This is a genomic window from Halomonas sp. SIMBA_159 (assembly GCF_046536035.1).
In the GTDB taxonomy this organism is placed as follows: Bacteria; Pseudomonadota; Gammaproteobacteria; order Pseudomonadales; family Halomonadaceae; genus Vreelandella; species Vreelandella venusta_A.
This window is the reverse complement of record NZ_JAWJBT010000008.1, coordinates 116,945-140,234: the sequence shown is the minus strand read 5'-3', so window position 1 is coordinate 140,234 and position 23,290 is coordinate 116,945. Positions and strand designations below refer to the sequence as shown.

General features: G+C 55.2%; 20 protein-coding genes. 9 read left to right on the top strand and 11 right to left on the bottom strand.

Annotated features, from left to right (window positions below):
• The first annotated feature begins 89 nt into the window (after positions 1 to 89).
• From R0J87_RS07125 to R0J87_RS07115, 3 genes are read left to right on the top strand one after another with little or no spacing between them, the layout of a single operon-like run.
• On the top strand, positions 90 to 812 hold the full coding sequence (locus R0J87_RS07125) for a hypothetical protein (RefSeq protein ID WP_498885264.1): 723 nt from the start codon (positions 90 to 92) through the stop codon (positions 810 to 812).
• A 56-nt stretch (positions 813 to 868) separates the two neighbouring features.
• Positions 869 to 1,375, top strand: a complete 507-nt coding sequence (locus tag R0J87_RS07120; protein WP_498885263.1) for a hypothetical protein — start codon at positions 869 to 871, stop codon at positions 1,373 to 1,375.
• Between the two features lie 35 nt (positions 1,376 to 1,410).
• On the top strand, positions 1,411 to 2,949 hold the full coding sequence (locus tag R0J87_RS07115; protein WP_498885262.1) for a sigma-54-dependent transcriptional regulator: 1,539 nt from the start codon (positions 1,411 to 1,413) through the stop codon (positions 2,947 to 2,949).
• Between the two features lie 21 nt (positions 2,950 to 2,970).
• Here the strand turns inward: R0J87_RS07115 and R0J87_RS07110 are convergent, their stop codons facing one another.
• Together R0J87_RS07110 and R0J87_RS07105 are read right to left on the bottom strand one after the other, a co-directional pair.
• Positions 2,971 to 5,214, bottom strand: a complete 2,244-nt coding sequence (locus R0J87_RS07110) for an ATP-binding protein (protein WP_498885260.1) — start codon at positions 5,212 to 5,214, stop codon at positions 2,971 to 2,973.
• A gap of 25 nt (positions 5,215 to 5,239) precedes the next feature.
• Positions 5,240 to 5,746 carry a putative pterin-binding protein gene (locus R0J87_RS07105; RefSeq protein WP_498885258.1) on the bottom strand — a complete coding sequence of 169 codons (507 nt, stop codon included), beginning with the start codon at positions 5,744 to 5,746 and terminating at the stop codon, positions 5,240 to 5,242.
• Between the two features lie 156 nt (positions 5,747 to 5,902).
• Here R0J87_RS07105 and R0J87_RS07100 point away from each other — a divergent pair, with 156 nt between their 5' ends.
• Complete coding sequence (locus R0J87_RS07100) at positions 5,903 to 6,616, top strand: response regulator transcription factor (protein WP_498885257.1); 714 nt, start codon at positions 5,903 to 5,905, stop codon at positions 6,614 to 6,616.
• Here R0J87_RS07100 and arfA read toward each other — a convergent pair.
• The 4 genes from arfA to R0J87_RS07080 all read right to left on the bottom strand — a co-directional run bounded on the left by arfA (position 6,613) and on the right by R0J87_RS07080 (position 11,569).
• Complete coding sequence (arfA, locus tag R0J87_RS07095; RefSeq protein ID WP_498885266.1) at positions 6,613 to 6,966, bottom strand: alternative ribosome rescue factor ArfA; 354 nt, start codon at positions 6,964 to 6,966, stop codon at positions 6,613 to 6,615. The two genes, R0J87_RS07100 and arfA, sit on opposite strands and share 4 nt — an antisense overlap.
• A gap of 51 nt (positions 6,967 to 7,017) precedes the next feature.
• Positions 7,018 to 7,842, bottom strand: coding sequence for a 2,5-didehydrogluconate reductase DkgB (gene dkgB, locus R0J87_RS07090; protein ID WP_498885256.1), 825 nt, complete (start codon positions 7,840 to 7,842; stop codon positions 7,018 to 7,020).
• 111 nt (positions 7,843 to 7,953) lie between these two features.
• Positions 7,954 to 8,850 (bottom strand): uroporphyrinogen-III C-methyltransferase, encoded by an 897-nt coding sequence (gene cobA, locus R0J87_RS07085; RefSeq protein WP_404344976.1) that lies wholly within the window; start codon positions 8,848 to 8,850, stop codon positions 7,954 to 7,956.
• Positions 8,810 to 11,569: a nitrate reductase gene (locus tag R0J87_RS07080; RefSeq protein ID WP_498885254.1), complete on the bottom strand. Its 2,760-nt coding sequence runs from the start codon at positions 11,567 to 11,569 to the stop codon at positions 8,810 to 8,812. The genes cobA and R0J87_RS07080 overlap by 41 nt, the downstream gene beginning before the upstream one ends.
• Before the next feature lie 650 nt (positions 11,570 to 12,219).
• On the opposite strand from R0J87_RS07080, the gene R0J87_RS07075 reads away from it, so the two are divergent.
• Genes R0J87_RS07075 through nirD form a run of 3 tightly spaced genes read left to right on the top strand, consistent with a single transcriptional unit; the run spans position 12,220 to position 16,485 of the window.
• Positions 12,220 to 13,539, top strand: coding sequence for an NAD(P)/FAD-dependent oxidoreductase (locus R0J87_RS07075; protein ID WP_498885252.1), 1,320 nt, complete (start codon positions 12,220 to 12,222; stop codon positions 13,537 to 13,539).
• Positions 13,540 to 13,556: 17 nt separating this feature from the next.
• The gene (gene nirB / locus R0J87_RS07070; RefSeq protein ID WP_498885250.1) at positions 13,557 to 16,082 is read left to right on the top strand and encodes a nitrite reductase large subunit NirB; all 2,526 of its coding nucleotides are present in this window, start codon (positions 13,557 to 13,559) and stop codon (positions 16,080 to 16,082) included.
• A 28-nt stretch (positions 16,083 to 16,110) separates the two neighbouring features.
• Entirely contained in the window at positions 16,111 to 16,485 is a 375-nt protein-coding gene (gene nirD, locus R0J87_RS07065; RefSeq protein ID WP_498885248.1) for a nitrite reductase small subunit NirD, read from the top strand.
• An 88-nt stretch (positions 16,486 to 16,573) separates the two neighbouring features.
• Here nirD and R0J87_RS07060 read toward each other — a convergent pair whose 3' ends face one another.
• Positions 16,574 to 17,410, bottom strand: coding sequence for an alpha/beta fold hydrolase (locus R0J87_RS07060; RefSeq protein ID WP_498885246.1), 837 nt, complete (start codon positions 17,408 to 17,410; stop codon positions 16,574 to 16,576).
• A gap of 168 nt (positions 17,411 to 17,578) precedes the next feature.
• Here R0J87_RS07060 and R0J87_RS07055 point away from each other — a divergent pair, with 168 nt between their 5' ends.
• Positions 17,579 to 18,517 carry a cation diffusion facilitator family transporter gene (locus R0J87_RS07055; RefSeq protein ID WP_404344969.1) on the top strand — a complete coding sequence of 313 codons (939 nt, stop codon included), beginning with the start codon at positions 17,579 to 17,581 and terminating at the stop codon, positions 18,515 to 18,517.
• 44 nt (positions 18,518 to 18,561) lie between these two features.
• Here the strand turns inward: R0J87_RS07055 and R0J87_RS07050 are convergent, their stop codons facing one another.
• The 3 genes from R0J87_RS07050 to R0J87_RS07040 all read right to left on the bottom strand — a co-directional run bounded on the left by R0J87_RS07050 (position 18,562) and on the right by R0J87_RS07040 (position 21,763).
• On the bottom strand, positions 18,562 to 20,058 hold the full coding sequence (locus tag R0J87_RS07050) for an alanine/glycine:cation symporter family protein (protein WP_498885244.1): 1,497 nt from the start codon (positions 20,056 to 20,058) through the stop codon (positions 18,562 to 18,564).
• A gap of 90 nt (positions 20,059 to 20,148) precedes the next feature.
• Positions 20,149 to 20,916, bottom strand: coding sequence for a metallophosphoesterase (locus R0J87_RS07045; protein ID WP_498885242.1), 768 nt, complete (start codon positions 20,914 to 20,916; stop codon positions 20,149 to 20,151).
• A gap of 43 nt (positions 20,917 to 20,959) precedes the next feature.
• Entirely contained in the window at positions 20,960 to 21,763 is an 804-nt protein-coding gene (locus R0J87_RS07040; RefSeq protein ID WP_498885241.1) for an alpha/beta fold hydrolase, read from the bottom strand.
• A 662-nt stretch (positions 21,764 to 22,425) separates the two neighbouring features.
• On the opposite strand from R0J87_RS07040, the gene R0J87_RS07035 reads away from it, so the two are divergent.
• The gene (locus R0J87_RS07035; RefSeq protein ID WP_404344965.1) at positions 22,426 to 22,548 is read left to right on the top strand and encodes a hypothetical protein; all 123 of its coding nucleotides are present in this window, start codon (positions 22,426 to 22,428) and stop codon (positions 22,546 to 22,548) included.
• Between the two features lie 54 nt (positions 22,549 to 22,602).
• Here R0J87_RS07035 and speG read toward each other — a convergent pair whose 3' ends face one another.
• The gene (gene speG / locus R0J87_RS07030; protein ID WP_498885239.1) at positions 22,603 to 23,154 is read right to left on the bottom strand and encodes a spermidine N1-acetyltransferase; all 552 of its coding nucleotides are present in this window, start codon (positions 23,152 to 23,154) and stop codon (positions 22,603 to 22,605) included.
• Between the last annotated feature and the right edge of the window lie 136 nt (positions 23,155 to 23,290).

Below are 23,290 nucleotides of genomic sequence, written 5' to 3'. Positions count from 1 at the left end.
CGGAAGGTCTCGGCCTGCCCATTGCTGACACTGAAGAGTGTCAAGTGGCAGACGGGCATTATCCCGCGGCTTACTAAAAGGATGCCGTCATGAAAACTCTCAATAAAACTGCACTGTCCGTAGCTATCGCCTTTGCTGGCATCACTGCGGTATCAAGCGCTCAAGCCTTTGACTCTGTCACTTGGGTATGGGATGCCACCGTTAACAGCACGGTAGACACATCAGCACTGTCCGATGTCAACGTCACACCTGCGGGCTTAACACAAACCGAAAACGATCAGACCGCCTTTGGCGCGATGACCTCCACTAGCTTGGTCACCGTCGTGGATAACCTGATTATCCCGGTGCTCAGTGGTAACTCCATTGATGACCTTGCATCCGTAGAAAGTGCGGCTACGTCTGTCGGTAATAACGGGGCTATCACCTCGGATGTATCCATGCAGACGGATAATAGCCAGCTCTACGCAGGCGTGGGACTAAGCGTTGACCCATTGATTACCACAGCACTCGTACCTGGAGCCATCCTCGCATCGTCATCAGTGCTGGGTGTCACCAATGCCACCGTGGATAGCTCTGCTACTGGCGTAGGTAACAACTTGAGCCTAGATCTCACCACGATCTCTGATCAGGATGCCTTCGCCATCGCCAACAATGAGCAGCTAGCCGTTGCCCTAGTGACCAGCACCTCGACGGTTGACGCCGTGCTGTTCGATGGTATCAGTGGCATGGCTAACAACACTAACCCTGCCGTGTCGTCAACTGCTACCTCGGTCGGCAACAACCTGTCTGTCAACGTGGATGGCAATTTCTGAATATCATAGCAACAGATGGGCGCCCATGCAGCGCATGGGCGCCAAGGAGGAATAAGATGAATGTCCTCACCGTAAATGCCCAACAGGCCATTCAATGCGTCACCGCTGTAAGCGCAAGCTTACTGCTAGCCATAGCGTTGACCAGCTCTGTTGAAGCAAGGGACCGTGACCCGCTGATAGGGCCATATCCCTACGATTTTCCTGAACGAGCGAATACGCAGAGTTCACTATTGTTACAGGAAGCACGCTGGAGACAAGCACGTGAACGAAACAACGCCATGCCTGCGGCCAATAGTGAAACCACAGCGGCTGGCGGTTTAGATCCCGTAGCGAGTGAGTCGTCCGAAGGCATCATTATTGTCAATTCGTCTACCTCCATTGCGGTAGGCAACTGGCAGCAGATTGAAATGACGCTGGGCGATGGCGCTGAAGGATTAATCATGACGGAAAACCACCAGACCAACCAAGCAGAAGCCAACTCTCTGTCAAAAATAAGAAACCTGCTCAATATGCAAGATGACAGCAATGAATTAATACTTTTAGATGAAAGTGTTGCTGAATAACGTCATATTAATTAGCGATACTCTAAGCAATACAAATGTTAACAAATGTCTCTGCCCATGCCTGCCCAATAAATGGTGATATGCTGAAATCAGGGTTTGTATTTATCCTGGCAGTTATCAATAGGGGCATCATCATGGGCATGCATTCTTCTAAGCAAAAAAATCAACAACCTAGTGCACACACGCTCAGCGATGGCGCTATAGAAGATGAGACCAACGCACAGTACCTAGTGTTAATCGTAGAAGACGATGAAGATACTGCCTCGCTCTACCAGACAATATTGAAACTTCACTATCACAACGTAAAAGTAGCCAGAACTGGTTGTGAAGCGGTCTCTACGTTGGTGGAGTACCAGGGTCCAGCAGCGGTCATCTTGGATTATCAATTACCCGACATGACCGGTATCGATGTCATGACCACCTGTCGAGACCTGGATCAACCTACTGCGTGTATGGTGATTTCCGCGAACAATCTCTCCGCAGAAAATGCGTCCTGTGGGGAGGTCGTTCGTCTGGTCAAACCCTTGGGATGCAAAGCATTACTGGATTGGACGGGAAAACTGATTGATAAGCTTCAACAGCAACTATCACACTCCAACCTCAACGATGCTTCTCCCGAGACTTTACTACTGGGCGAAAGCAAGGCAATGCATAGTTTACGCCAGCAAATTCCATTGCTGGCCCTCTCTCATGCACCGCTCTGGCTTCACGGAGAAAGCGGTACAGGAAAGGAGTTAGTCGCCCGTAGTATCCACTACTGCAGCCCTCGCTCACATGGACCATTCATTGCCGTTAACTGCGCTGCGTTTCCTGAGTCCCTGATTGAGTCCATGTTGTTTGGGCACATCAAAGGCGCGTTTAGCGGCGCTACACGCGATCAAAAAGGTTTTTTTGAAGCGGCTGATGGCGGAACGCTGTTCCTAGACGAAATAGGCGATATGCCGCTTGTGTTTCAGGCAAAACTGCTACGAACCCTGCAAACAGGCACCATCTTGCCCGTTGGAAGCACCAAGCCAGTGACCGTTGATTGTCGTATTGTCAGTGCCTGTCACCGTGATCTCTCTGCGGCTGTACAGCAAGGCGAGTTTAGAGAAGACCTGTATTACCGACTCAATGTGCTCAGCATTGAGCTTCCTCCATTAAGGGAGAGGGGCAATGATGTCGTCCTTATCGCCAACCATTTGCTCTCTAACATTACCAGTGAAGAACACACGCTGCCCTGTCGGCTTTCGGATAGCGCGGTCAGTTTTTTAGCCGACCATGTTTGGCCAGGTAATGTACGGGAACTGGAAAACACGCTTAGACGGGCGGCAATTCTTCACCAAGGAGTCGATCTGCATAAGCAGCATCTGATTTCTTCAAGCATTTCATACAGCTCAAAAACTGCCCCAGCAAAACCCGACATTATGTCTTTGGGCACTATCAACACATCAGGAAAAACATTGAAAGAAATAGAAGAAAGCGTTATTGAAAATACGATTACGGAGCATCAAGGTTGCATCGAGTCGGCAGCTAAATCATTAGGCGTCGCACCTTCTACACTGTATAGAAGGCGTAAAAAGACGGTGTCGTAAATCTCACACCTGCACCTTCAACTATTTCACCCCTAGCAATCCGTAAACCATCAAAGCATCGATGGTTTTTTCTTTAACAACCTCCAAATCATTAATTAAAGATAGTAGGCAACTCCCACCATCACTCGCTGGCTTCTCTATCTTTTCAGCACAGTCAGCAATAGCAGCACACCCTAAAGAGGCAGCGGCCCCTTTGAGTGAATGAGCTTCTTTACGTAGCAATTCGTAATCTTCCGTCATACATGCATCTTTCAACTTGGCCATGCGTGTTTCCAAGCGGCGTATAAAATTATCAACTAACACATTCAGAGCTGCCGTATCGAACATTTCCTTTAACTCATTGCATATTTTTTCATCCAACAAACCACCTTCCTGAACTTCAGACAAGCCAACATCTAATTTTTCATACGCGTTAGGCTGGAGCTCTTCCCCCTTACAGGAATATGGCTCAGTGGCAACATACTGATGAATTAAGCTCTGCAGCTCCACACGCGTAAAAGGCTTATTAATCATATTATCCATGCCACTGTCATAACAGCGTTCACGGTGCTCAGGCATCACATTAGCGGTCATGGCGACAATGGGTAACCTATCCAGCGCATGCTCAGCTTCGAAGGCACGCCACTGCAGGGTTGTTGTAGGGCCATCCAAAATTGGCATTTGCATATCCATTAACACAAGATCAATCGAAGAATACTCCTCTTGGAGATGCTGTAATGCTAGCTGGCCGTTGTCTGCGACAGTGACGCGCTGGCCAAGCTGCTCAAGCATCACCTTAGCGACAATCTGGTTAATCGGGTTATCTTCAACAATTAAAATGTGGTGATTTTCCGCCAACAACATCTGTTGTTCACTATGCAAATAGCCATCGATGCATTCGGCTTCTGCTAGCGGTAATGAAAACCAAAAGCGACTGCCTAGCCCTACCTGGCTAGTCACACCGATGTCTCCCTCCATGGCCTGCACAAGCCGCTTGCAGATAGCAAGCCCTAAGCCTGACCCCTCATGGCGGCGCGCAATGGATGTATCGACTTGAGAGAAGGCTAAAAAAAGACGCTCTTGATCTTCAGCAGCAATGCCACACCCGGTATCGTGCACCTCAAACAGAAGTCGGCCGCCCACATCTACAGATGCACGAAACTTAACAAAGCCTTCTTGTGTAAATTTCAATGCGTTATTAATCAAATTCATCAGGACTTGGCGCAGGCGTGCAACATCTCCCACCACGTAATGGGGTAACGACGCATCAATAGAATAACTAAAGACAACGGGCTTTGTATTCTCCTGAAGCACGTAGCCTGTACACAGTGCCTCGATACACTCTCTTAAATCAAAGGGTCTCGAATCTAAATCTAACCGCCCGCTTTCAATCTTGGTGTAATCCAAAATATCGTTGATCACAGCGCGCAAGCTATCTGCACTGCGCTTGAGAGCTGATAGATATGTCTGCCCTTTGTTCGTATATACTTCTTCACTTAACAAGTCCGCCATGCCTACGACACCATTGAGCGGCGTACGAATTTCATGGCTCATGACTGCCATAAACTCAGACTTCGCCTGACTGGCCATTTCAGCACGCTTTGCGGTCTCTCTAAGCTCTTTACTTTTTTCTTCCAGGGCTTGTGCTTTTCGAAGGCTGGTCTTGCCTTCTCTGATTAACGCTCTCACCAACAAACCTCCTGAAAGCGTTAATGAAAGCAAAATCATCAATGCCACTGCGTATAGCTGTGTCATCGTCTGACGTTCGGCTGTCCTTAATGCCGCTACGCTCGCGTTCGTATCTGTCAAAATATTTCCAGTGTAGCCCTGTAGCTCAATGACTTTCCTCAGTAGCTGCTCAATCATTGTCTCGCTAACAGTCGTTGAGCCCTCCCACAGGGGCTCGATAACAGTGTCTATTTCCTCGATCAGCTTGCTCGCTTTTTCTACCAGTGCGTTAATACCTTCAATCTTAGAAACAGCGAGATAAATATCACCACGCTGAAAAAGAGATTTCCTGCTATATAGAATTTCGAAACGAAGCAATAAGTCATCCACAGATGCATTATCAATTTGCATATCAACGAGAGTAATGTGCAGCTCTCTCACTTCTCGGTCAAATTGATAACCTGTCCACACCAAGTTTTCTAGCAACCTATTTTCAATCGCATGTTGGCGCTGAAAAATGACACCACCAATAATGATGGCGGAAAGAAAAAAGAGGATCGCTGAAAAAGTAGCGACCCTCACTCGACGCGAAAAATAGTGCTTTAGGATGGGTAACATTATATTTACCTGGCGATACCGCTCGCTACTCGACCTCTATCCGTTTTACTTGCCATACGGAACGGGTCAGGATCTCTTCATTCAACAACGAAGGGTTTTCATCGAAAGGATAGATAATAAATAGCGGCCCGTGATCTCGGATTCTCAGCGGACGACCATCGGCCTGCATGGCCAAAATGACCTCGTGATCGTAGAAATCACTGACCGGCACCATAGAAGAGTAATCATTAAGTGCGACGACTTTCATCTGATCCCCTTCAGCGCCCACGGCTTCTAATAACGCTCTTCCCAGCGGTCCTTCAAAGCTCACCACACCATCGTGCCAAGGCGTACTGGTCTGAGTAGTACGCTGGACGAGTGCTTCTAGCATGGCTTTGTCAAAATGCGCTTCATTGCCTACGTTGGTGTGGGTAATCTCACCCGCCACTTCGAGAATGACGTTGCCTTGGGGCGCATCGAGGGCGTGTGCGTTACTGACAATCAACGCACTTGCTATAAAACAAAAAGCCTTACTAATCAAACGAATATTCATTTTCCGCCCTCCTGAGTGGTGAATTCAGTATAGCGCCATGACATAAGCGTTAACTGTAAACCTTTGTGTCGCTCACCTGACTTCAACTAGAATCAAAAAACGATATCTCCTGCGGTGGTGTGAGGTTTATCACACGATAAAAATAGGTAACTCACTATGCATATCGGCGTGCTGGAAGATGATCTCGACCAACAAGCGTTTATCGAGCAGTGCCTGTTGTCATCCGGGCACAAGGTATCGCTCTTTGGCAGGGCAAGTGAACTAAGACGCGCGACGCAAGAGCAGCGTTTCGATTTCCTCATTATCGACTGGCGATTGCCAGATGGTTGCGGTATGGATGTTGTAGGGCATTTGCGCCAACATGATGGTTGGAAAGGCCCGATCCTTTTTATCACTGCCAGCCAGGGCGAGGACGACGTCGTACAAGCGCTAGAGCAAGGGGCTGATGATTTTTTGGCTAAACCTTTACGCCCTAAAGAGTTTTTAGCTCGTGTGAGTGCGCTAGGACGCCGTGCAGGTTACGAAACGCCTAGACCTTCAGCCAATTGTCCCACTGCTTTTAATCTTAATACGGATGATCATACGATCAGCATCGAAGGACGGATGATTGATTTGACTGAGCGGGAATATCGCCTTGCAGCCCTTTTCTTTTCTAAAATCGGTGAGCTACTCAGCCGCCCCCATATACTTGAATTGGTATGGGGTATTAAGGGAGACGTCACCACACGAACGGTGGATACGCACGTTAGCCGTTTACGCCGCAAGCTGGAGCTAGATGGGCGCCACGGTGTAAGACTAAGAAGTGTCTATCAGTCAGGCTACCGCATGGAAGTTAATAGCTTTTCTGTTGTTGATAAAGTCGTCAACTAAAAAAGCCGACCTTGCGGTCGGCCAAAAGCTGATGAGAGTCTGCAGACTGGCAAATTGCCTGCAGCGATGCCTGGGGAAGGCATCGCCAAAACGCTGATTCGAGCGGCTTGGCGATGCCCTCTCAGGGCGCTAACACCGATCGAAGACGATCCCTTCTGAGCATGACGCCCTTTGCGAGAGTAACTGCCTTTGCCTTTCTTAGGCATTTGCTGCTGCATTTTGAACATGGGGGTGCGTAACTGGGCTTTCAGCGCGTTATCGCGAACCTTATGCTGTTTCACACTCTGCTCCTGGTTTATTAAGAGAAGCTTATCGGGGCGGCGAATGTTAGCCACCGCCCCTAGGAACATCCTCTGCGCCAACAGTTCCCCTTGGCGCAGCGGTTTTACGATAGCGTTTTCCTAGCTACCTAACGGTTGGTCGTCCCACTGCGGAGCAAAATCTGGATTCGCAATGCGCTCATGACGATCTAACTCGCCAATCTGCGCCATTTCCGACTCACTCAGCGTCAGTTTGAAGGCATCGATATTACTTTGAATGTTGCGCGCCTTGGTGGACGACGGAATGGTCAGGTAGCCCTGCTGATTGATCCACGCCAAGGTTACTTGCGCCGGATTGACCCCGTGTGCGTCCGCGATGCGCTGCAGCGCAGGCTCTTCGAGCACCTTGCCGACAGCAAGCGGCATAAAGGCAGTGACTTTAATACCTAATTTCTTGCAGTGCTGCACTAACCGGCGATTTTGCAGGAACGGGTGAATCTCAATCTGGTTCGTAAAGATCTCGCCAGCGCCTAAGATATCCACTGCTTCATCGAGCTGTGCAATGGTAAAGTTCGACACACCGATATGGTGCGCTTTGCCCGCCTGCTTCACTTCTTTTAAGGCGGTTAAGTAGTCCGCCATAGGCACCGCATCATCCGGCGACGGCCAGTGAATAAGCAGCAGGTCTACATAGTCGGTGCCCAGCTTTTCCAGGCTTTCATCGACGCTGGCTTTAAGCGCGGCGGATTCAAGCTTGTCGAACCACACTTTCGTGGTCAGAAAAATCTCTTCACGGGGAACGCAGCTAGAGGCAATCGCTTTACCAACGCCCGCTTCGTTATCGTAAAACTGAGCGGTATCGATATGGCGGTAACCTGCCTCCAGGGCCGCGTGAATGCTCTTCGTTAACGTGTCGCCTTCCAAGCGAAAAGTGCCAAAACCGGGATTCGGAGCTTCGTTGTGCATCCCTTCTCTCCTTTGCTTCATTTGATAGCGTGTTAACAAATGTGGGGAGAGCATTCCAGGACTTCAACCCTGGCTTTTAACATTCTTTTGTAAAAAAACAACATCCCGCCATCAGGCCTGCTGGCCATGCTGCGCTATTGCGCCCGTCGCAGCTGGGCTATGGGCCACCATACTGACCACACTGCCCACCATAATGAGGCAGGGCGATGGCAGCGGCTGAGCGGCAAGGCGTTCGGGCATATCGGCCAGCGTGCCTACCAGGGACTGCTGCTCGGGCTGGCTGGCGTTGGCCACCAGCATGATAGGCCACGTATCGGGCAGGCCCGCTTGGCGCAGGCCATGGCAAATGGCCGCCACTTTGGAGAGCCCCATGTAGAACACCAAAGTCTCGTCTTGACGCGCCAGCGTCGCCCAGTCCGGCATGCCGCCCTCCCGGCATAGCTGCGCCGTAATAAAACGCACCTGCTGGGCGTGGCCTCGATCGGTGAGTGGAATCCCCATCCCCGCCGCCGCCGCAGAGGCGGCGGTGATGCCCGGCACAATCTCCGCAGGCAACCCGGCTTCTGCCAGAGCCGCTAACTCCTCGCCCATGCGCCCAAACACGCCGGGGTCGCCGCCCTTCAAGCGCACTACCGATTTGCCTGCCTGGGCCAGGGAGACGATCAGCTCACCAATCTCCGCCTGAGGCATGCTGTGATGGCCGCTGGCTTTGCCAACATAGTAACGCTCGGTGCCCGGAGGAATGAGCCCTAGCACTTCGTCTCCAACAAGGCGGTCATACACCACTGCGTCTGCCTGCATCAGCAACCGCGCGGCTTTTAACGTCAGTAGCTCCACATCGCCGCTGCCTGCGCCGACTAAATAGACGGTTCCCGGCTGGCAGGCACCGCTTAACGGCAGGTGTAAACGAGCGGCGGTGTCGCGACTAAAAGGCGCCCACGCCCGCTGACCCAAGCGCCACAGCGCTTCAGGCCACTTCTGTGTTAGCTGTTTGCTTAGCGCGCGCATGGGGCCGCTCCTCTTCAAGTATCGCTTTTAGTTCGGGTAGGCAGCTGCCGCACTGGATGCCGCAGGCCAGTCGTGCGCCTAACGCTTCTACGCTGGTATCGCCCGCATGAATCGCTTTCACAATGCTGGCTTGGCCAACCTGGTGGCAGCTGCACACCACCGGGCCGGTATCCACGGCACCATCATCGCACCCGGCCAGCAGGCGTCTACGGTGCTGTGTCTCCAGGGTAGCGTCATTGAAGCGCGCTTCAAGCCAGGCAAGCCCGGGCAGCTCATCGGGTGGCCCCACCATCAACCACCAGCGTAGCCGCCCGTTCACTACGCCCGCTGCGCGAAGCCTACCCGTTGCCGGGTCGTCACACCATAAAGAGACAGGCATGCCGCACCACGCTTCCACCTGCGCCAGCCAATCATTGACCAGCTGGCTATCCGCTAGCTGCCAACGGGTGCAGCTTGCCATCGGAATGCGCGCCCAGTAGTCGCTGCGACACCAGGGCGATGGTTGCGTATCCAACTCGTTGGCTAGCAGCAGCGTCGCCTGCCAAGCAATGGGGAGTTTACTCACCGCCACCGCCCCCTGCTTGGCTTCCGGCTGCCCGGAGAGCGGGTCGGTATAGCCTTTAATCAGTGCACCGCTGCGACCCTGCTTGGTAAAGCAGTCGGTCCAGTGCATCGGCACGAACACTTCGCCTAGGCGCTGGGCGTTGGAAACCCGCACCCGCCCACGGTACTCCCCGGCGGCAGCGGTCAACTTAGCCAAGCCTTGATCCGTAACGCCTGCCTGGGCAGCATCGTCTGGGTGCAGCTCAATGAACGGCTCGGCGCGGTGGTTCATCAAACGCGGCGAACGGGCGGTACGCGTCATGGTGTGCCACTGATCCCGCACGCGGCCGGTATTCAAGCGCAGCGGGTAGTCGTCGCTCAGCGGCTGTACCGGTGGGCGCGGAGTAATCGGCAACAGTTTGGCTCGGCCATTCGCTGTAGCAAACCGGCCATCTTCGAACAGCCTTGCCGTTCCACGGGGTGCCTGCTGAGTAACGGGCCACTGGATCGGTGCGAGCGCATCATAAGCCGCTTGGCCCAGGCCTGCCAGCCCTGAGATATCGAACAGCCGCTGGGTATCGCCGCTATTCTCATAGCCAGAGAGGCGTGCGTGCTCATCGAAAATCTCCCACGGATGGGTGTAATCGAAGGCTTCCCCCACGCCCAAGCGTTTTGCCACTTCACAGAGTATCCACCAGTCGTGCTTCGCTTCGCCGGGGGGAGGCAGCATCCCCCGCTGGCGGGAAATTCGCCGCTCTGAGTTGGTCACCGTGCCATCTTTCTCCGACCAACCCGACGCGGGCAGCACGATATCCGCAAAAGGCAGCAGGTCGGTATTGGCGACGCACTCCGAGACAATTACCAGCGGGCATTTTGCCAGCGCGCGGCGCACTTTCTCCCCATCCGGCATGCTCACCGCCGGATTGGTCGCCATCACCCACAGGGCGGTAATCTCACCACGCTCGATGGCATCAAAGAGCTCTACCGCCTTGTAACCCGGGGCGTCAGGCAGTGCCGGGGTTAAGTGCTCAGTAGCCCAAAAGCGGCTGACTAATTCACGAGCGCCCGGCGTGTGGTAATCCATATGCGCCGCCAGTTGATTGGCCAACCCACCCACTTCGCGCCCGCCCATGGCGTTGGGCTGGCCGGTGATTGAAAACGGCCCCGCCCCCGGCAAACCGATTTTCCCGCCCGCTAGGTGGCAGTTGATAATCGCGTTGCACTTATCGGTACCGCTGGAGGATTGATTCACCCCCTGGGAGTAGAGCGTGACCACGTGCAGCTGGCTGGCAAACCAGTAGTAGAAGGTTTCCAGGCGTTCAGGGTCCACATCACACTCGCGGGCGACGGCTTCCACGCTGCCTGCACTCTCTCCTGCACTCTCTCCTACACTCTGTCCTGAATTCTGCCGAGCGGCACTCAGCGCATCTTCCAGCCCTTCGGTGTGTCGCTCCAGGTAAACGCTATCTAGGCGCTGGTGGTCAGCCATCCACGCCAACAGCCCGTTAAACAGGTAAGCATCGCTGCCCGGTCGAATACCCAGATAAAGATCGGCAATTTCGCAGGTGTCAGTCACTCGGGGGTCGATCACCACGACCCGCATCAGCGGGTTGCGCTCTTTGGCCACCTTCAAACGCTGATAGAGCACCGGATGATTCCAGGCAAGGTTCGACCCTACCAGCACCACTAGCTCCGCCTCTTCTAGGTCTTCATAGCTGCAAGGCACCGCATCGGCACCAAAGGCGCGCTTGTAGCCCGCCACGGCAGACGCCATACAGAGCCGCGAGTTGGTATCCAGGTGAGGGGTGCCCAAAAAACCCTTAAACAGCTTGTTGGCAACGTAATAATCTTCAGTTAAGAGTTGCCCAGACAGATACGCCGCCACCGACTGCGGGCCGTGGGCGCTGCGCTGCGCCTGCAAGCGTTCGGCGGTGGCGTTGAGCGCCTGCTCCCAGGAGACCTCCTCGCCATCCACACGCGGCTTCAACAAGCGCCCCTGCTCGCCCAGGGTTTCATGCAGCGCGGTGCCTTTCACGCATAGGCGGCCATAGTTAGCTGGGTGCTCGCGGTCTCCTTCGACGGCGATGAGCTGCCCGTTCTCCAGCGTGGCGGTAACGCCGCAGCCAACGCCGCAGTAGGGGCAGGTGGTTCGGGCGAGCCGATTGGCCTGTGGCATGGCAGTTTCCTCCGGCGTTAAAACGCAAAAAGCGCCCAAGCCAGCCTCGAAAGAAGCCTGCCTGGACGCCGTTGTCTCAGGGGCACCGCTTACCGGGTGCCGTACTCATCAGTGATTTGCTGCAGTTAGTATTGTTCGACGCAATTAGTCGTTGTGATCGTTATGGGCAAAGACCCTGCACTGAGCCGTTATTGCTTGTTACCAGAATAACTGCAAACCCTGCGCCCACGCTGCTCTAAAACCATTAAAGCATTTAATAAACAATTACTTAAAAACGCACCCTGCATTTCTACCACTCGCCAAAGGAATGCCCTTTGTCGAATAAGCGGTTGAAGAGAGTGCATTAACCGCCGCTTAAGCACCAAAGTAGGGCAAGCCTAGCTAACCATAAGCGGCCTGCCGCCTCTTCAAAAACGCTTAATACCCTGATTAGACTGCGTTTAATTCAACTGCAGCAAAAGCTGGCGGGCTTTTTGCTCACCGTAAGGTAAGACAGTTCGGCAGCCAACGGCGGTTGCTGTGCGTTATCAAAGATGCCAACGGGCAACGACGCCCCTGACACTCCTCCTTGAGAGGCCTGTGTCAGGGGCGTTTTTTATTTGCTGAACCTTATGTTTCAACCACATATGCTTCAACCACAGGAGCTACCTATGGAAACCGCTTCCCGGTGCTCACCGAACGAACATCTCGTCATTATCGGTAACGGCATGGCTTGCCACCGACTACTTGAAGCGCTGGTTAACCATCCGCAGCGCCCCCGCCGTATCACAGTTGTGGGTGAGGAGCCGGTACCTGCCTATAACCGCATTTTGCTCTCTCCTTTACTGGCGGGCGAACTGGCCCCCGAGGCGCTCACTCTGCAAGACGCCTCCTGGTACGCTGATAACAACATCACACTGACGCTTGGCGACCGCGTGACCGCCATTGACCGCGAACGCCGCCTGCTCATCACGCATCGCGGCGACACCCTGCACTATGACCACTTGGTGCTGGCCACTGGCTCGCGCCCCACGCTGCCAGCGGTGCCTGGCATCACGCTTGACGGTGTTCACACGTTTCGTGACCTGCGCGATGCCGACGCCTTAGAAGCTATTGCCCAACAAGGCGGCAACGCCGTGGTGATTGGCGGCGGCTTACTTGGATTGGAAGCCGCTGAAGGGCTGCGCAAACGGGGCGGTAGCGCGCTCACCGTCAGCGTTTTGCAGCGCAGCGAGCGGTTGATGAACCGCCAGCTAGACACCACCGCCGCCCAATTGCTGGAAGCCACGCTGCGCGAGCGCGGCATCTCCATTGAAACCGGCGCATCGCTGGCTGCCTTGGTAGATAACGGCCACGGGCGGGTGCAGTCGGTCACGCTAAGCGATGGTCGAAAGCTACCTGCCGACAGCGTGGTTGTGGCGGCGGGCATTACCCCCAATGCGGAGCTAGGCCAGCAAAGCGGGCTTATGTACGAGCGCGCCATTGTAGTGGATGGGCACCTCACCACCTCAGACGACCACATTTATGCGCTGGGCGAATGCTGCCAATTCGAGCAGCACACTTACGGGCTGGTGGAGCCAATTTGGCGACAGGTAGCAGTGCTGGCCTCCGTGCTGTGTGGTGAACACCCAGCGGCGTATCAAGAAGCCCCCACGGCCACCAAACTCAAGGTCAGCGGAGTGAGCCTGTTTGCCTTTGGCCCCACCGAGGCCGCCGCCAAGTACGAAGAGCTTCGTTATCAAGACCCGGAAACCGGCGACTACTGCCGCCTGCTGCTCCATCAAGGCCGCCTTATCGGCGCGGTGCTGTATGGCGATACCCGCCACGGCCCCTGGTATTTCGAGCAGGCGCTGGCCGCGACCGACTTAACCGCGTGCCGCCACCTGCTGCTGTTTGGCGCAACCGATGCCCAAACAGCGCTCGATAGCCATTTCGACAACCCTCTCGACACCCTGTCCTCCCCTTTATCTCTCACCCGTGAGGCGGCTTAGCTATGGTGAATCACACAATGTCTACTCCAACCACGTCTTCCAACACGCAAAAGCTGATCATTGTGGGTAACGGCATGGTCGGCCACCATTTTGCCGAGCAGCTCGTAGAAAGCGGCGCGCTGGCGGGGTTTGAGGTGACGATTTTTGGCGAAGAGCGCCACCGCGCCTACGATCGCGTGCACTTATCCGAGTACCTTAGCGGCCGCGATGCGGAGTCACTGGCGCTGTGCGATGGCGATTACTACCACACCCACGGCATTCAACTACGCAGCGGCGAAGCGGTCACCGCGATTGACCGCGAACAGCAGCTGGTGGTGACCGAACAGGGCCACTACGCCTATGACCAGCTCGTGCTGGCCACCGGCTCTTTTCCCTTTGTGCCGCCCATTCCCGGCAACGACAGCGAAGGCTGCTTGGTCTACCGTACGTTGGATGACTTGGATGCCATTCAGGCAGCGGCCAAAAACGCCACCAACGGCGTGGTGGTCGGTGGCGGTTTGCTCGGTTTGGAAGCCGCCAACGCGCTGCGCGGACTGAACCTGGACACCGCCGTGGTGGAGTTCGCCCCGCGCCTGATGCCCATGCAGGTAGATAGCGAAGGCGGCGAGCTGCTGAAAGAGAAAATCGAAGCTCTCGGCGTTCAGGTACTCACCGAACGGGCCACCCAGCGTATCGAACCCGGCGACACCAGCCGCCTGCTGATGGTCTTCCAAGACGACAAAGTGCTGGAAACCGACCTGATCGTCTTTTCCGCCGGTATTCGCCCCCAGGATACGCTCGCCCGGGAGTGCGGCTTGACCATTGGCGAGCGCGGCGGCGTGGTGATCGATGACCAGTGCCGCACCAACGACCCGAATATCCTCGCCATCGGCGAGGTAGCGCTGTGGAATCAGAGTATCTTTGGGCTCGTGGCACCTGGCTACCAAATGGCCAAAACGGCCGTCGCCACGCTGACGGGGGGCGATACCTGTTTTAGCGGTGCCGATATGAGCACCAAACTAAAACTGCTGGGCGTGGATGTCGGTTCTATTGGCGATGCCCACGGCAACCAAAACCCTGGCGCCCGCATGTTCCGCTACCTGGACCCTCTCACCCAGGTCTACCGCAAGCTGGTCGTCACCAGCGACGGTAAGAAGCTGCTGGGGGCCATGCTGGTGGGCGATAACAGTGTCTACGACACGCTGTTGCAGTACTACGCCAACGGCATCGAGCTGCCTAAGGAACCCGCATCGCTCATTCTGCCCCAACAAAGCGGTGCTGCCCCGGCGCTGGGGCCGGATGCCTTGCCGGAAACGGCGATGATCTGCTCCTGCCACAACGTGACGAAAGGCAGCATCTGCAGCGCCATCGACGCGGGCGCGACTGACCTTGGCAGCGTTAAAGGCGCGACCAAAGCCAGCACCGGCTGCGGCGGCTGTGCGGCGCTGCTCAAAAGCGTGGTGGATCACGAATTGGAGGCCCGCGGCGTCGAAGTGGATAAATCGATCTGCGAGCACTTCGCCCATACCCGCCAGGGGCTTTACGACATCGTGCGTGTCGAAGGCATCAAGACATTCAGCGAGCTAATGGAACAGCACGGCAATGCCGAGACGCATCGCCTCGGCTGCGATATCTGCAAACCGGCGGTGGCCTCGATTCTCGCCTCCTGCTTCAACGAACCGATTACCGATGCCGCCCACGTGCCGCTGCAGGACACCAACGACACCTTCATGGCCAATATGCAGAAAAACGGCACCTACTCGGTGGTGCCGCGCATTGCGGGCGGTGAAATTACCCCCGACAAGCTAGTGGTGCTAGGGCAAGTGGCCCAGAAGTACCAGCTCTACACCAAGATTACCGGTGGCCAGCGCATTGACCTGTTCGGCGCGCGGTTAGAAGACCTGCCGGCCATTTGGGGCGAACTGATTGAAGCGGGCTTTGAGACCGGCCACGCCTACGGTAAGTCGCTGCGCACGGTGAAATCCTGTGTAGGCAGCACCTGGTGTCGCTACGGCGTACAGGACAGCGTCGGCATGGCGATTCAGTTAGAGAACCGTTACAAGGGCCTGCGCGCACCGCACAAGATCAAGTTCGGAGTTTCCGGCTGTACCCGCGAGTGCGCCGAAGCGCAGAGCAAAGACATTGGCATTATCGCCACCGAAAACGGCTGGAACCTCTACGTGTGCGGCAACGGCGGCATGCGCCCCCGCCATGCAGAACTCTTCGCCACCGATTTGGATGACGAGCAGCTCTACCGCACCATTGACCGTTTTCTGATGTTCTATGTGCGCACCGCCGACCGTTTGCAGCGCACCTCGGTATGGCGGGAAAACCTGGAAGGCGGCCTGGACTACCTGAAAGAGGTGATTCTGGAAGATAGCCTGGGTATCAGTGATGAGCTGGAGCGCCAAATGCAGCACGTGGTGGATAGCTACCAGTGCGAGTGGGCCAACGCCATCAGCGACCCGGAAAAGCTCAAGCGTTTTAGAAGTTTCGTGAACGATGCACGGCCCGACCCTTCCATCATCATGACTTCCGAGCGCGGCCAGCTACGCCCTGCTTAACCCAGTGACCACCGAATCGAGGACGACCATGACCGCCACCGCACTTAAACCGACGAACCGCAACGACACTTGGCAGCCGCTCTGCACCAGAGCAGACCTCGTGGCCTTTTCCGGCGTCGCCGCATGGCTGGCTACCTCGGCAGGCCCTGCCCAAGTGGCGCTGTTCTATTTGCCCGGCCACGCGCAAGAGCTCTATGCCCTGGATCACTTCGATCCTTTCTCAAAGGCCTATGTGATTGCCCGCGGTATCATCGGCGATATCAAAGGCAGCCCCGTGGTGGCCTCTCCGATCTACAAACAGCACTTCCGCCTGGAAGATGGCCAATGCCTGGAGGAGGATGAGGTACAGCTACGCACTTGGCGCGTCGCCTTCAAAGGCGATGAAGTATGGGTGGAAGGCTAGCCGAACGCTTGCTTCTACAACGCCACCTGCAATGCAAACAGCCGCGCCGCCTATCCAGGCGGCGCGGCTGTTTGAGAGTGAATGCTACTTATTGATCCAGAAACCGAATCAGCGCCTGATTGAACGCCTCAGGGTGAGTCGCGTTAAGCCCGTGCGGGCCACCCTCGATCACCTCTAGCGAAGCGTTGGGCAGCAGCTCGATGGCGCGTTTGCCGCTCACTTCCAGCGGTACGATGCCGTCTGAATCCCCATGAAGGACCAGCGTCGGAAGGTCGATCTTGGGTAAATCCTTGCGGAAGTCGGTGTAGCTAAACGCTTTGATACAGTCGTAGGTCGCTTTGGGCGAGGCGAACGCCGCGATATCGCGATGATAGAGCCGATTCGGTTCGCTAATCAGGTCGCTCTTGTCATTGGCGGTAAAGAAGCTTTTGGTAAAGTCATCCAAGAAGGCGATGCGGTCACCCTTTACGCCTTCCAGGAACTGGTTAATCGTGGCATCGTCTAGACCGCCTTCCGGGTTATCGTCGGTTTTATACAGATACGGCGGCACCGCCGCTGCCAACACCGCTTTATTAACACGCTCGGTGCCGTAGCTCGACAAATAGCGCGCGACTTCGCCGCCGCCCATGGAGAAGCCCACCAGGGTCGCGTCGTTGAGATCCAGCGCGTCCAGCAGTTTTTTTAGGTCAGAGGCGAGGGTATCGTAGTCATAACCGCCATCCGCTTGGGTCGAACGGCCAAAACCACGGCGGTCATAGGTCACCACCTTGTAGCCCGCATCCACCAGCGCAGGCACCTGCTTCTCCCAAGAGCGGCCGCTCAGTGGCCAACCGTGAATCAGTACGACTGGTTTACCTGCCCCGTGAACCTCGTAATAAATCTCAACCGGTGTGCCCTGCTCCGTCCCTGCATTCAGAAATGGCATCGCATCAACCTCCTGGTCTGGCGTTTACGGAAAACGTCATTCAAGGCTAGTACAACGCTTTCCCGGTTGCCAAATAGCTCTGCGAGGCGTTCATTCAGCGGTATCATCAGGGCAAAGTTGCTATGCTTGCCAGCCTCTTGATTCGGTAGGCATGGGAGCCATACGTTCGTGAAGACAGAATCCAGTACGTTAGCCTTTTCCGCCTTCATGGCGCTGCTCATTGGCTGTGCCGGTATCGTGGCCACCCTGGCCTCGAACTCACAGGCCATCCTATTGGATGGCTTGTTCAATCTTATCTACTTTAGCGTAGCGCTGGTGACCATCAAGGTCAGCAAGCTTGCCAGCCGCCCGGATAGTGAGTCGTACCCCTTTGGCTACAGCTACTTCGAGTCGCTGGTTAATTTATGCAAAGGTTTGCTGATTTTGGGGGTATCGATCTTCGCGCTTGTGGATGCCGTAGCGGCGCTGCTGACTGGCGGGCGGGAAATTTCAGCGGGGCTTGCGGTGATTTATGCGCTGTTTGCGACCGCCGCCTGCTCGCTGACCGCCTGGGTCATGCATCGCAGCCAGCGCCATGTCAGTAGCCCCTTGGTCGCCGCCGACAAACTAAACTGGCTGGTCAACAGCGTGATTTCAGGGGCCGTACTGGCGGCTTTTTGCTTAGTGATGCTTTTTGAACGCTTCGGCTGGCAAGCTGTTTTGCCCTATGTGGATTCTGTGTTGGTGATTGCAGTGGTGGTGCTCTGCCTGGGGGTGCCCGTACGTATGGCGTCGCAAGCGTTAAGAGAGCTGCTCAACAAAACCCCGGAAGAAGCCGTCGCTGAACCGGTGCGCCAAGCCGTCGCCCGTGGCCTTGCCGACATCGATACTCTGGAAGTGCGCGTGCGTATGGTGCGCCCCGGCCGCCTGCTTTACGTCATCGTCCACGTGGTACTCCCCAAAGACCTCCCAGAGGCGACACTGGCAAACCAAGACGCGCTGCGTCAGCGCATCGATGAAGAAGTGCGCCGCTACTACTCGCCGGTGGTATGCGACGTGGTGTTCACCGCTGACAACCGCTGGGCAGCGCCCTCTTGTGGGCTGCTGGTGGAGAAATCCGCTAGCTAACCCCTGACACGTAAAGAGCGGCTCGAAGGCCGCTCTTTACTCGCTTACCGGTCTACCGGTTTCTCTTCTTTTACCGGCCACACATCCTCATCCACCAACTCTGGGTTTTTGAGTATCGCGGGGTCGAACAGCGGCTCCTCGATGCCCTGGCGACGCTGGCGCTCGTAATCCTTCAACACCGAGACCGCAATCGGGGCCATCAATAAAATGGCAAACAGGTTGGTGGTGGCCATTAGCCCCATGGCTAGGTCGGCAAAATCCCAGACCACGCTGAGTTCGGCAACGGAGCCCAGCAATACCATGGCGAGGATAATGATCTTAAACACACCGACCGCTTTTTTGGCGTGGCGGCGGAACAGGTATTCAATGTTCACTGACGAGAACGAGAAGTTCGCCAGAATGGAGGTAAAGGCAAAGAACAGAATCGCGATGGCGATAAAGATCTCACCAAAGCTCCCCAGGTGGTCCACCATGGCATCTTGGGTGAGCTGGATCCCTTCGATGCTCTCCCCCGGCGACTCGGACAGCAGCCGCTCGTACACACCGGAGAGCAGAATCACCACCGCTGTGCAGCTACAAATCACGATGGTATCGACAAAGACACCAAAGGATTGCACCAGCCCTTGAGCCGCTGGGTGCTTCACGGTGGCCTGGGCGGCTGCGTTCGGGGTCGAGCCCATACCCGCCTCATTGGAAAACAACCCCCGCTTGATGCCGTTTTCCATGGCGGCTTTAATGGCGTAACCCGCCGCGCCACCTACCGCCGGGCCTAAGCCAAAGGCGCTCATCACGATCAGCGACAGCATGTCGGGCACGGCGGAGAGGTTGGCAAACAGAATCCATAGCGCCACCAGCAGATAGGCAATCGCCATCACCGGCACAATCTTCTCGGCCGTACGTGCTACCGATTTCAGGCCGCCATAGATGACAAAGCCTGCCAACACGGCAATGACCACGCCGCTCATCCAGTTAGGAACACCAAACGCACCGTTCATGCCCTGGGCAATGGTATTGGATTGCGCCGCGTTGAATGCCAGCCCGTAGGCAATGATCAAGAACACCGCGAACAATGACCCCAACCAGCGCCAGCCCAGGCAACGCTCTATATAGAACGCCGGACCACCGCGAAAGACGCCATCTTCATGGCGGTGCTTATACACCTGCGCCAACGTCGATTCGATAAACGACGTTGCAAACCCTAATAGCGCGGTCACCCACATCCAAAAGATCGCCCCAGGGCCACCAATCCACAGCGCCAAAGCGACCCCCGCCAAATTACCGGTACCGACCCGTGCGGCCATGGAAGTCGCGAACGCCTGAAAGCCACTGATGCCGTCACCTGCGCCGCGTGCGGTAAAGGTCACATACGCCATGTGTCGAAACAGACGAAACTGCATACCACGCGTCATGATGGTGAACAGCAGGCCAGCACCAAGCAGCAGGTAAACAAGAATGTAGCTCCAGATAAAGTTGCTGACGGGCATCATGACCGCATATAAACCATCACGAAGTGGCCCTAGCACTGTTTCTAATATTTCCATCGCCTATCACTCCCTGTGGTTGTATGAGCAACTGTTATCGTCACAGGTAGGAGTGTAGCTAGGTTATAGGGCAGCGCGTTATTTCAGCCCTTATTCGCCCACCGTGACCACCCAATCAGGCCGAAACAGCGGCGGCGAAAACTCCTCCGGATAACCGCCCGGATTGGCGATGACGCGCGTGCCGCTGTGTCGTGTATCCACCGGTTCGTGAACGTGGCCGTGAATCCAAAGATCCATCTTGCCCATCAGTTGCGGGAGGTGGGAGGCAAAGGCGGGCGAGAGCGCGTCACCTATGTACTGCTCGGGAATGCAACCGTGCAGTGGTGCATGATGGCTCACCACGACGCGGGGGCCATCGAAAGGTTGTTGAAGCTCGCGACTCAACCACTCTAGCGCCTCACGGTGGATATCTTGGCTGGCTTGGGGCGTGAACACTTGGCCAGGTGCCGTGGTAATAATGCGAAAATCGGGCATGTAGCGCAGCGCTTTCGCTTCGGTCTCTAATGGATTGCGGGTGGGGTCGTCGGCATAGAGCGCAAAATCTGTCCAGAGCGTCGTGCCGTAAAAGCGTACTCCGCCAATGGTCACGCTGCGATTATCTAGCAGCTCAATATCATACCGAGCAGCTTCTAGCGCTAGCTCTTGGCGCAGCAGCGGCATGCAGGTGCCGTAGAACTCATGGTTGCCCGGCACGTAGAGAATCGGCAGGTCGGGAAACTGCTGCCGTGCCCATGCCAGCCCTTCTGCTCTGCGATGAATATCCCCTGCCAACACCACCACATCCGCCTCGGCAGGCGGCAGTTCGCGGTGTCCGTCAAAATGCTCTAAATGAAGATCGGATAAGACTCTTAAACGCATAGAACGTCTCTCATGGTGCTGACTTGGACTTGGGCTTAAGCCGTTAATAGGCAAGGCGAGCGATAAATTGGCGGGCAAACTCGACCACCACGGCTTCGGCTTCCCGGTGAGGAATATGACCGATACCGGGCAGCATTTCGCAGTGAGCGGGGCCTTGGGTATAGCGGGCAATACGCTCTGGCTGACGATGAGACCCGTACTCGTCTTTTTCGCCATGCAGCACGAGTGTCGGGCACTGTACCTGTTCAAGCGCCGGGATAAGTGACCACTCTGCAAACGCGGGGCTTAGCCATGTTTCCACCCAGGCGTTGAGTACCCAGCGGGCTTTGTCGCCGTGGTACTTGGCCAGTTTGGCGAACTGTTCCGGCGCCTGAAAAGCCGCTTGTGCCTCTTCGATACCGCGCCTTGTGCGCGTTTCGTTAAATGCTTGGGCGGCGATGGTGATAAGCCCCTGGCACTGAGTTGCATAACGCCCAGCGCAATGTACGGCCATACAGCCACCCACGCTGTGCCCTAGGGCAATAAAGCGCGTGATCTGATAGGCCTGGCAAAGCGCTGCAAAGCTACCGGTAGGTTCATCGTCAATAAAGCTCAGTGGTAGCGGTGTTGCGCTGGCATCGGAATGGCCAAATCCTAGCCGGTCATAGGCAATCACCGGCTGGCGCGTGGCGGTACATAGCGCCGCGGGAAAACTGCGCCAGAGTTCTACACAGCCTAGAGAATCATGAAACAGCACAATCGGGACATCCGAGCGTGGATTATTTGGCTGCCACCTACGGGTAAAGAGGCAAACGCCGGGAGCGCTTACCCAGCGGTCTTGATAGTGAATAGCGGGCATTGATGTCATCGCATGGCTCTTAATGTTGTTAGTGTGTAATGAGCTCACAGCCAACATAGCATGTAGTACGCCGCTAACGTTTTAAGAAGTTGCTTTTAAGCGGCAGCACCACCCAACTAGCCAAGGTGAACGCTTTATCACTAAGCATCGCCATGCTGTGTATCTCTTGAGCACGTCGTCCTCAACGAAATGCTGCACCGCAACAAAAAGAGACTATACTGGTAAGGTTGTCCCACAGGAGGACCATGTGATGACAATCTCAAAGGCAATCCCAGCACGTAATGATGAAGTGCTCGCGTTTTGGCAATGTCAGGCGCAGTGGCAGCGCGCCGCCAATGACGCACTCGCAAACTTTTACTGCTAACGAGCGTTTTGCTCGACTGTTATATCCCCTATAGACGAAAAGATAACACCCCAAGCCGACACCCTCTGTCGGCTTTTTTGTATTATGAAAATCTTTTCCATTCAACAAGCTAGGAAGAAGCAGCGCTTCTTTGTCCCGTTTTGTAAGCTATTTCTTACACGCCATGGCATATCACTTACATCTTTTGGACTAGCCACGCCTTGCTAAAGCGCCTAATATTCATATCACAGCTAATTTACTGCATCGCACAACGCAAGCTGTGTATAACAAAAATGATCCCTTTACCTCTGCACCAGGAGTCTTCGCCATGCAAAATGCCTCTACTCAACACCCGGCCATGGAAGTCGATGTTATGGAAGTCTGGGCAAAGCGTGCGCAGCAGCAGCGCGCTGCCTTTGATGCCCTAGCGGCGTATATGCGTCAGCAGTAAACAGCGTCGAGCGCCCCGGCAGGTTTGAAACCGTCAACCGCCGGGGCCGCCTTGTTAGCCCCAGCCGCCCTCTTCCTCCGGCTGCTCGACTAATTGAGTCAAATAGGTGTCTTGCAAAATATACATGCGCTTTACATCACGGTATTTCCCGTTGATGAAGAACTCCTGCACCAAGTGCCCCTCTTCAATAAATCCACTCTCTTCATACAGATGAATGGCTTTGACGTTCTGCACCGCCACAATCAAATAAACCTTGTGAAGGTTTAAAATCGTAAATGAGTAGTGCAACGCCTGACGGATCAGTGAACGGGCAAACCCTTTCCCCTGATGCTCTGGGGTAATGATAATTTGAAACTCGGCGCTGCGGTGGATGTAGTCAATCTCAATGAGCTCCACCAAGCCAATGGCTCGGCCCGCGCTGTCTTCGGCAACAAAGCGCCGTTCTGCATTATCGTGAATATGCTTGTTATACAGCTCTTCGAGTTCATCAAACGACTCGTAAGGCTCTTCAAACCAGTACGACATGATGCTCTGGTTGTTATTAAGTTCGTGGACAAAGCGCAGGTCGTTGCGCTCTAGGGCACGAAGTGACAGGGCGGGGATCATGGGGAAACACTCACTTATCAATCACACAATGCTGAATAGTCGTCAAACGACGAGCGCCTGCTGGCGCTCACCGATAAAGCAGGTCGCCAACAGATCTTCATAGTGTAGCGCCTTCCCCGCTCAGTAATAGACCACC

Excerpts from the sequence above, each read along its gene's own strand:
- R0J87_RS07125 (WP_498885264.1), top strand. The coding sequence starts at position 90 with ATGAAAACTCTCAATAAAACTGCACTGTCCGTAGCTATCGCCTTTGCT.
- speG (WP_498885239.1), bottom strand. The coding sequence starts at position 23,154 with ATGATCCCCGCCCTGTCACTTCGTGCCCTAGAGCGCAACGACCTGCGC.
- R0J87_RS07120 (WP_498885263.1), top strand. The coding sequence starts at position 869 with ATGAATGTCCTCACCGTAAATGCCCAACAGGCCATTCAATGCGTCACC.
- R0J87_RS07035 (WP_404344965.1), top strand. The coding sequence starts at position 22,426 with ATGCAAAATGCCTCTACTCAACACCCGGCCATGGAAGTCGATGTTATG.
- R0J87_RS07075 (WP_498885252.1), top strand. The coding sequence starts at position 12,220 with ATGGAAACCGCTTCCCGGTGCTCACCGAACGAACATCTCGTCATTATC.
- R0J87_RS07040 (WP_498885241.1), bottom strand. The coding sequence starts at position 21,763 with ATGACATCAATGCCCGCTATTCACTATCAAGACCGCTGGGTAAGCGCT.
- R0J87_RS07100 (WP_498885257.1), top strand. The coding sequence starts at position 5,903 with ATGCATATCGGCGTGCTGGAAGATGATCTCGACCAACAAGCGTTTATC.
- R0J87_RS07045 (WP_498885242.1), bottom strand. The coding sequence starts at position 20,916 with ATGCGTTTAAGAGTCTTATCCGATCTTCATTTAGAGCATTTTGACGGA.
- dkgB (WP_498885256.1), bottom strand. The coding sequence starts at position 7,842 with ATGCACAACGAAGCTCCGAATCCCGGTTTTGGCACTTTTCGCTTGGAA.
- nirB (WP_498885250.1), top strand. The coding sequence starts at position 13,557 with ATGTCTACTCCAACCACGTCTTCCAACACGCAAAAGCTGATCATTGTG.
- R0J87_RS07060 (WP_498885246.1), bottom strand. The coding sequence starts at position 17,410 with ATGCCATTTCTGAATGCAGGGACGGAGCAGGGCACACCGGTTGAGATT.
- cobA (WP_404344976.1), bottom strand. The coding sequence starts at position 8,850 with ATGCGCGCGCTAAGCAAACAGCTAACACAGAAGTGGCCTGAAGCGCTG.
- R0J87_RS07080 (WP_498885254.1), bottom strand. The coding sequence starts at position 11,569 with ATGCCACAGGCCAATCGGCTCGCCCGAACCACCTGCCCCTACTGCGGC.
- nirD (WP_498885248.1), top strand. The coding sequence starts at position 16,111 with ATGACCGCCACCGCACTTAAACCGACGAACCGCAACGACACTTGGCAG.
- R0J87_RS07050 (WP_498885244.1), bottom strand. The coding sequence starts at position 20,058 with ATGGAAATATTAGAAACAGTGCTAGGGCCACTTCGTGATGGTTTATAT.
- R0J87_RS07105 (WP_498885258.1), bottom strand. The coding sequence starts at position 5,746 with ATGAATATTCGTTTGATTAGTAAGGCTTTTTGTTTTATAGCAAGTGCG.
- R0J87_RS07115 (WP_498885262.1), top strand. The coding sequence starts at position 1,411 with ATGTTAACAAATGTCTCTGCCCATGCCTGCCCAATAAATGGTGATATG.
- R0J87_RS07110 (WP_498885260.1), bottom strand. The coding sequence starts at position 5,214 with ATGTTACCCATCCTAAAGCACTATTTTTCGCGTCGAGTGAGGGTCGCT.
- arfA (WP_498885266.1), bottom strand. The coding sequence starts at position 6,966 with ATGTTCCTAGGGGCGGTGGCTAACATTCGCCGCCCCGATAAGCTTCTC.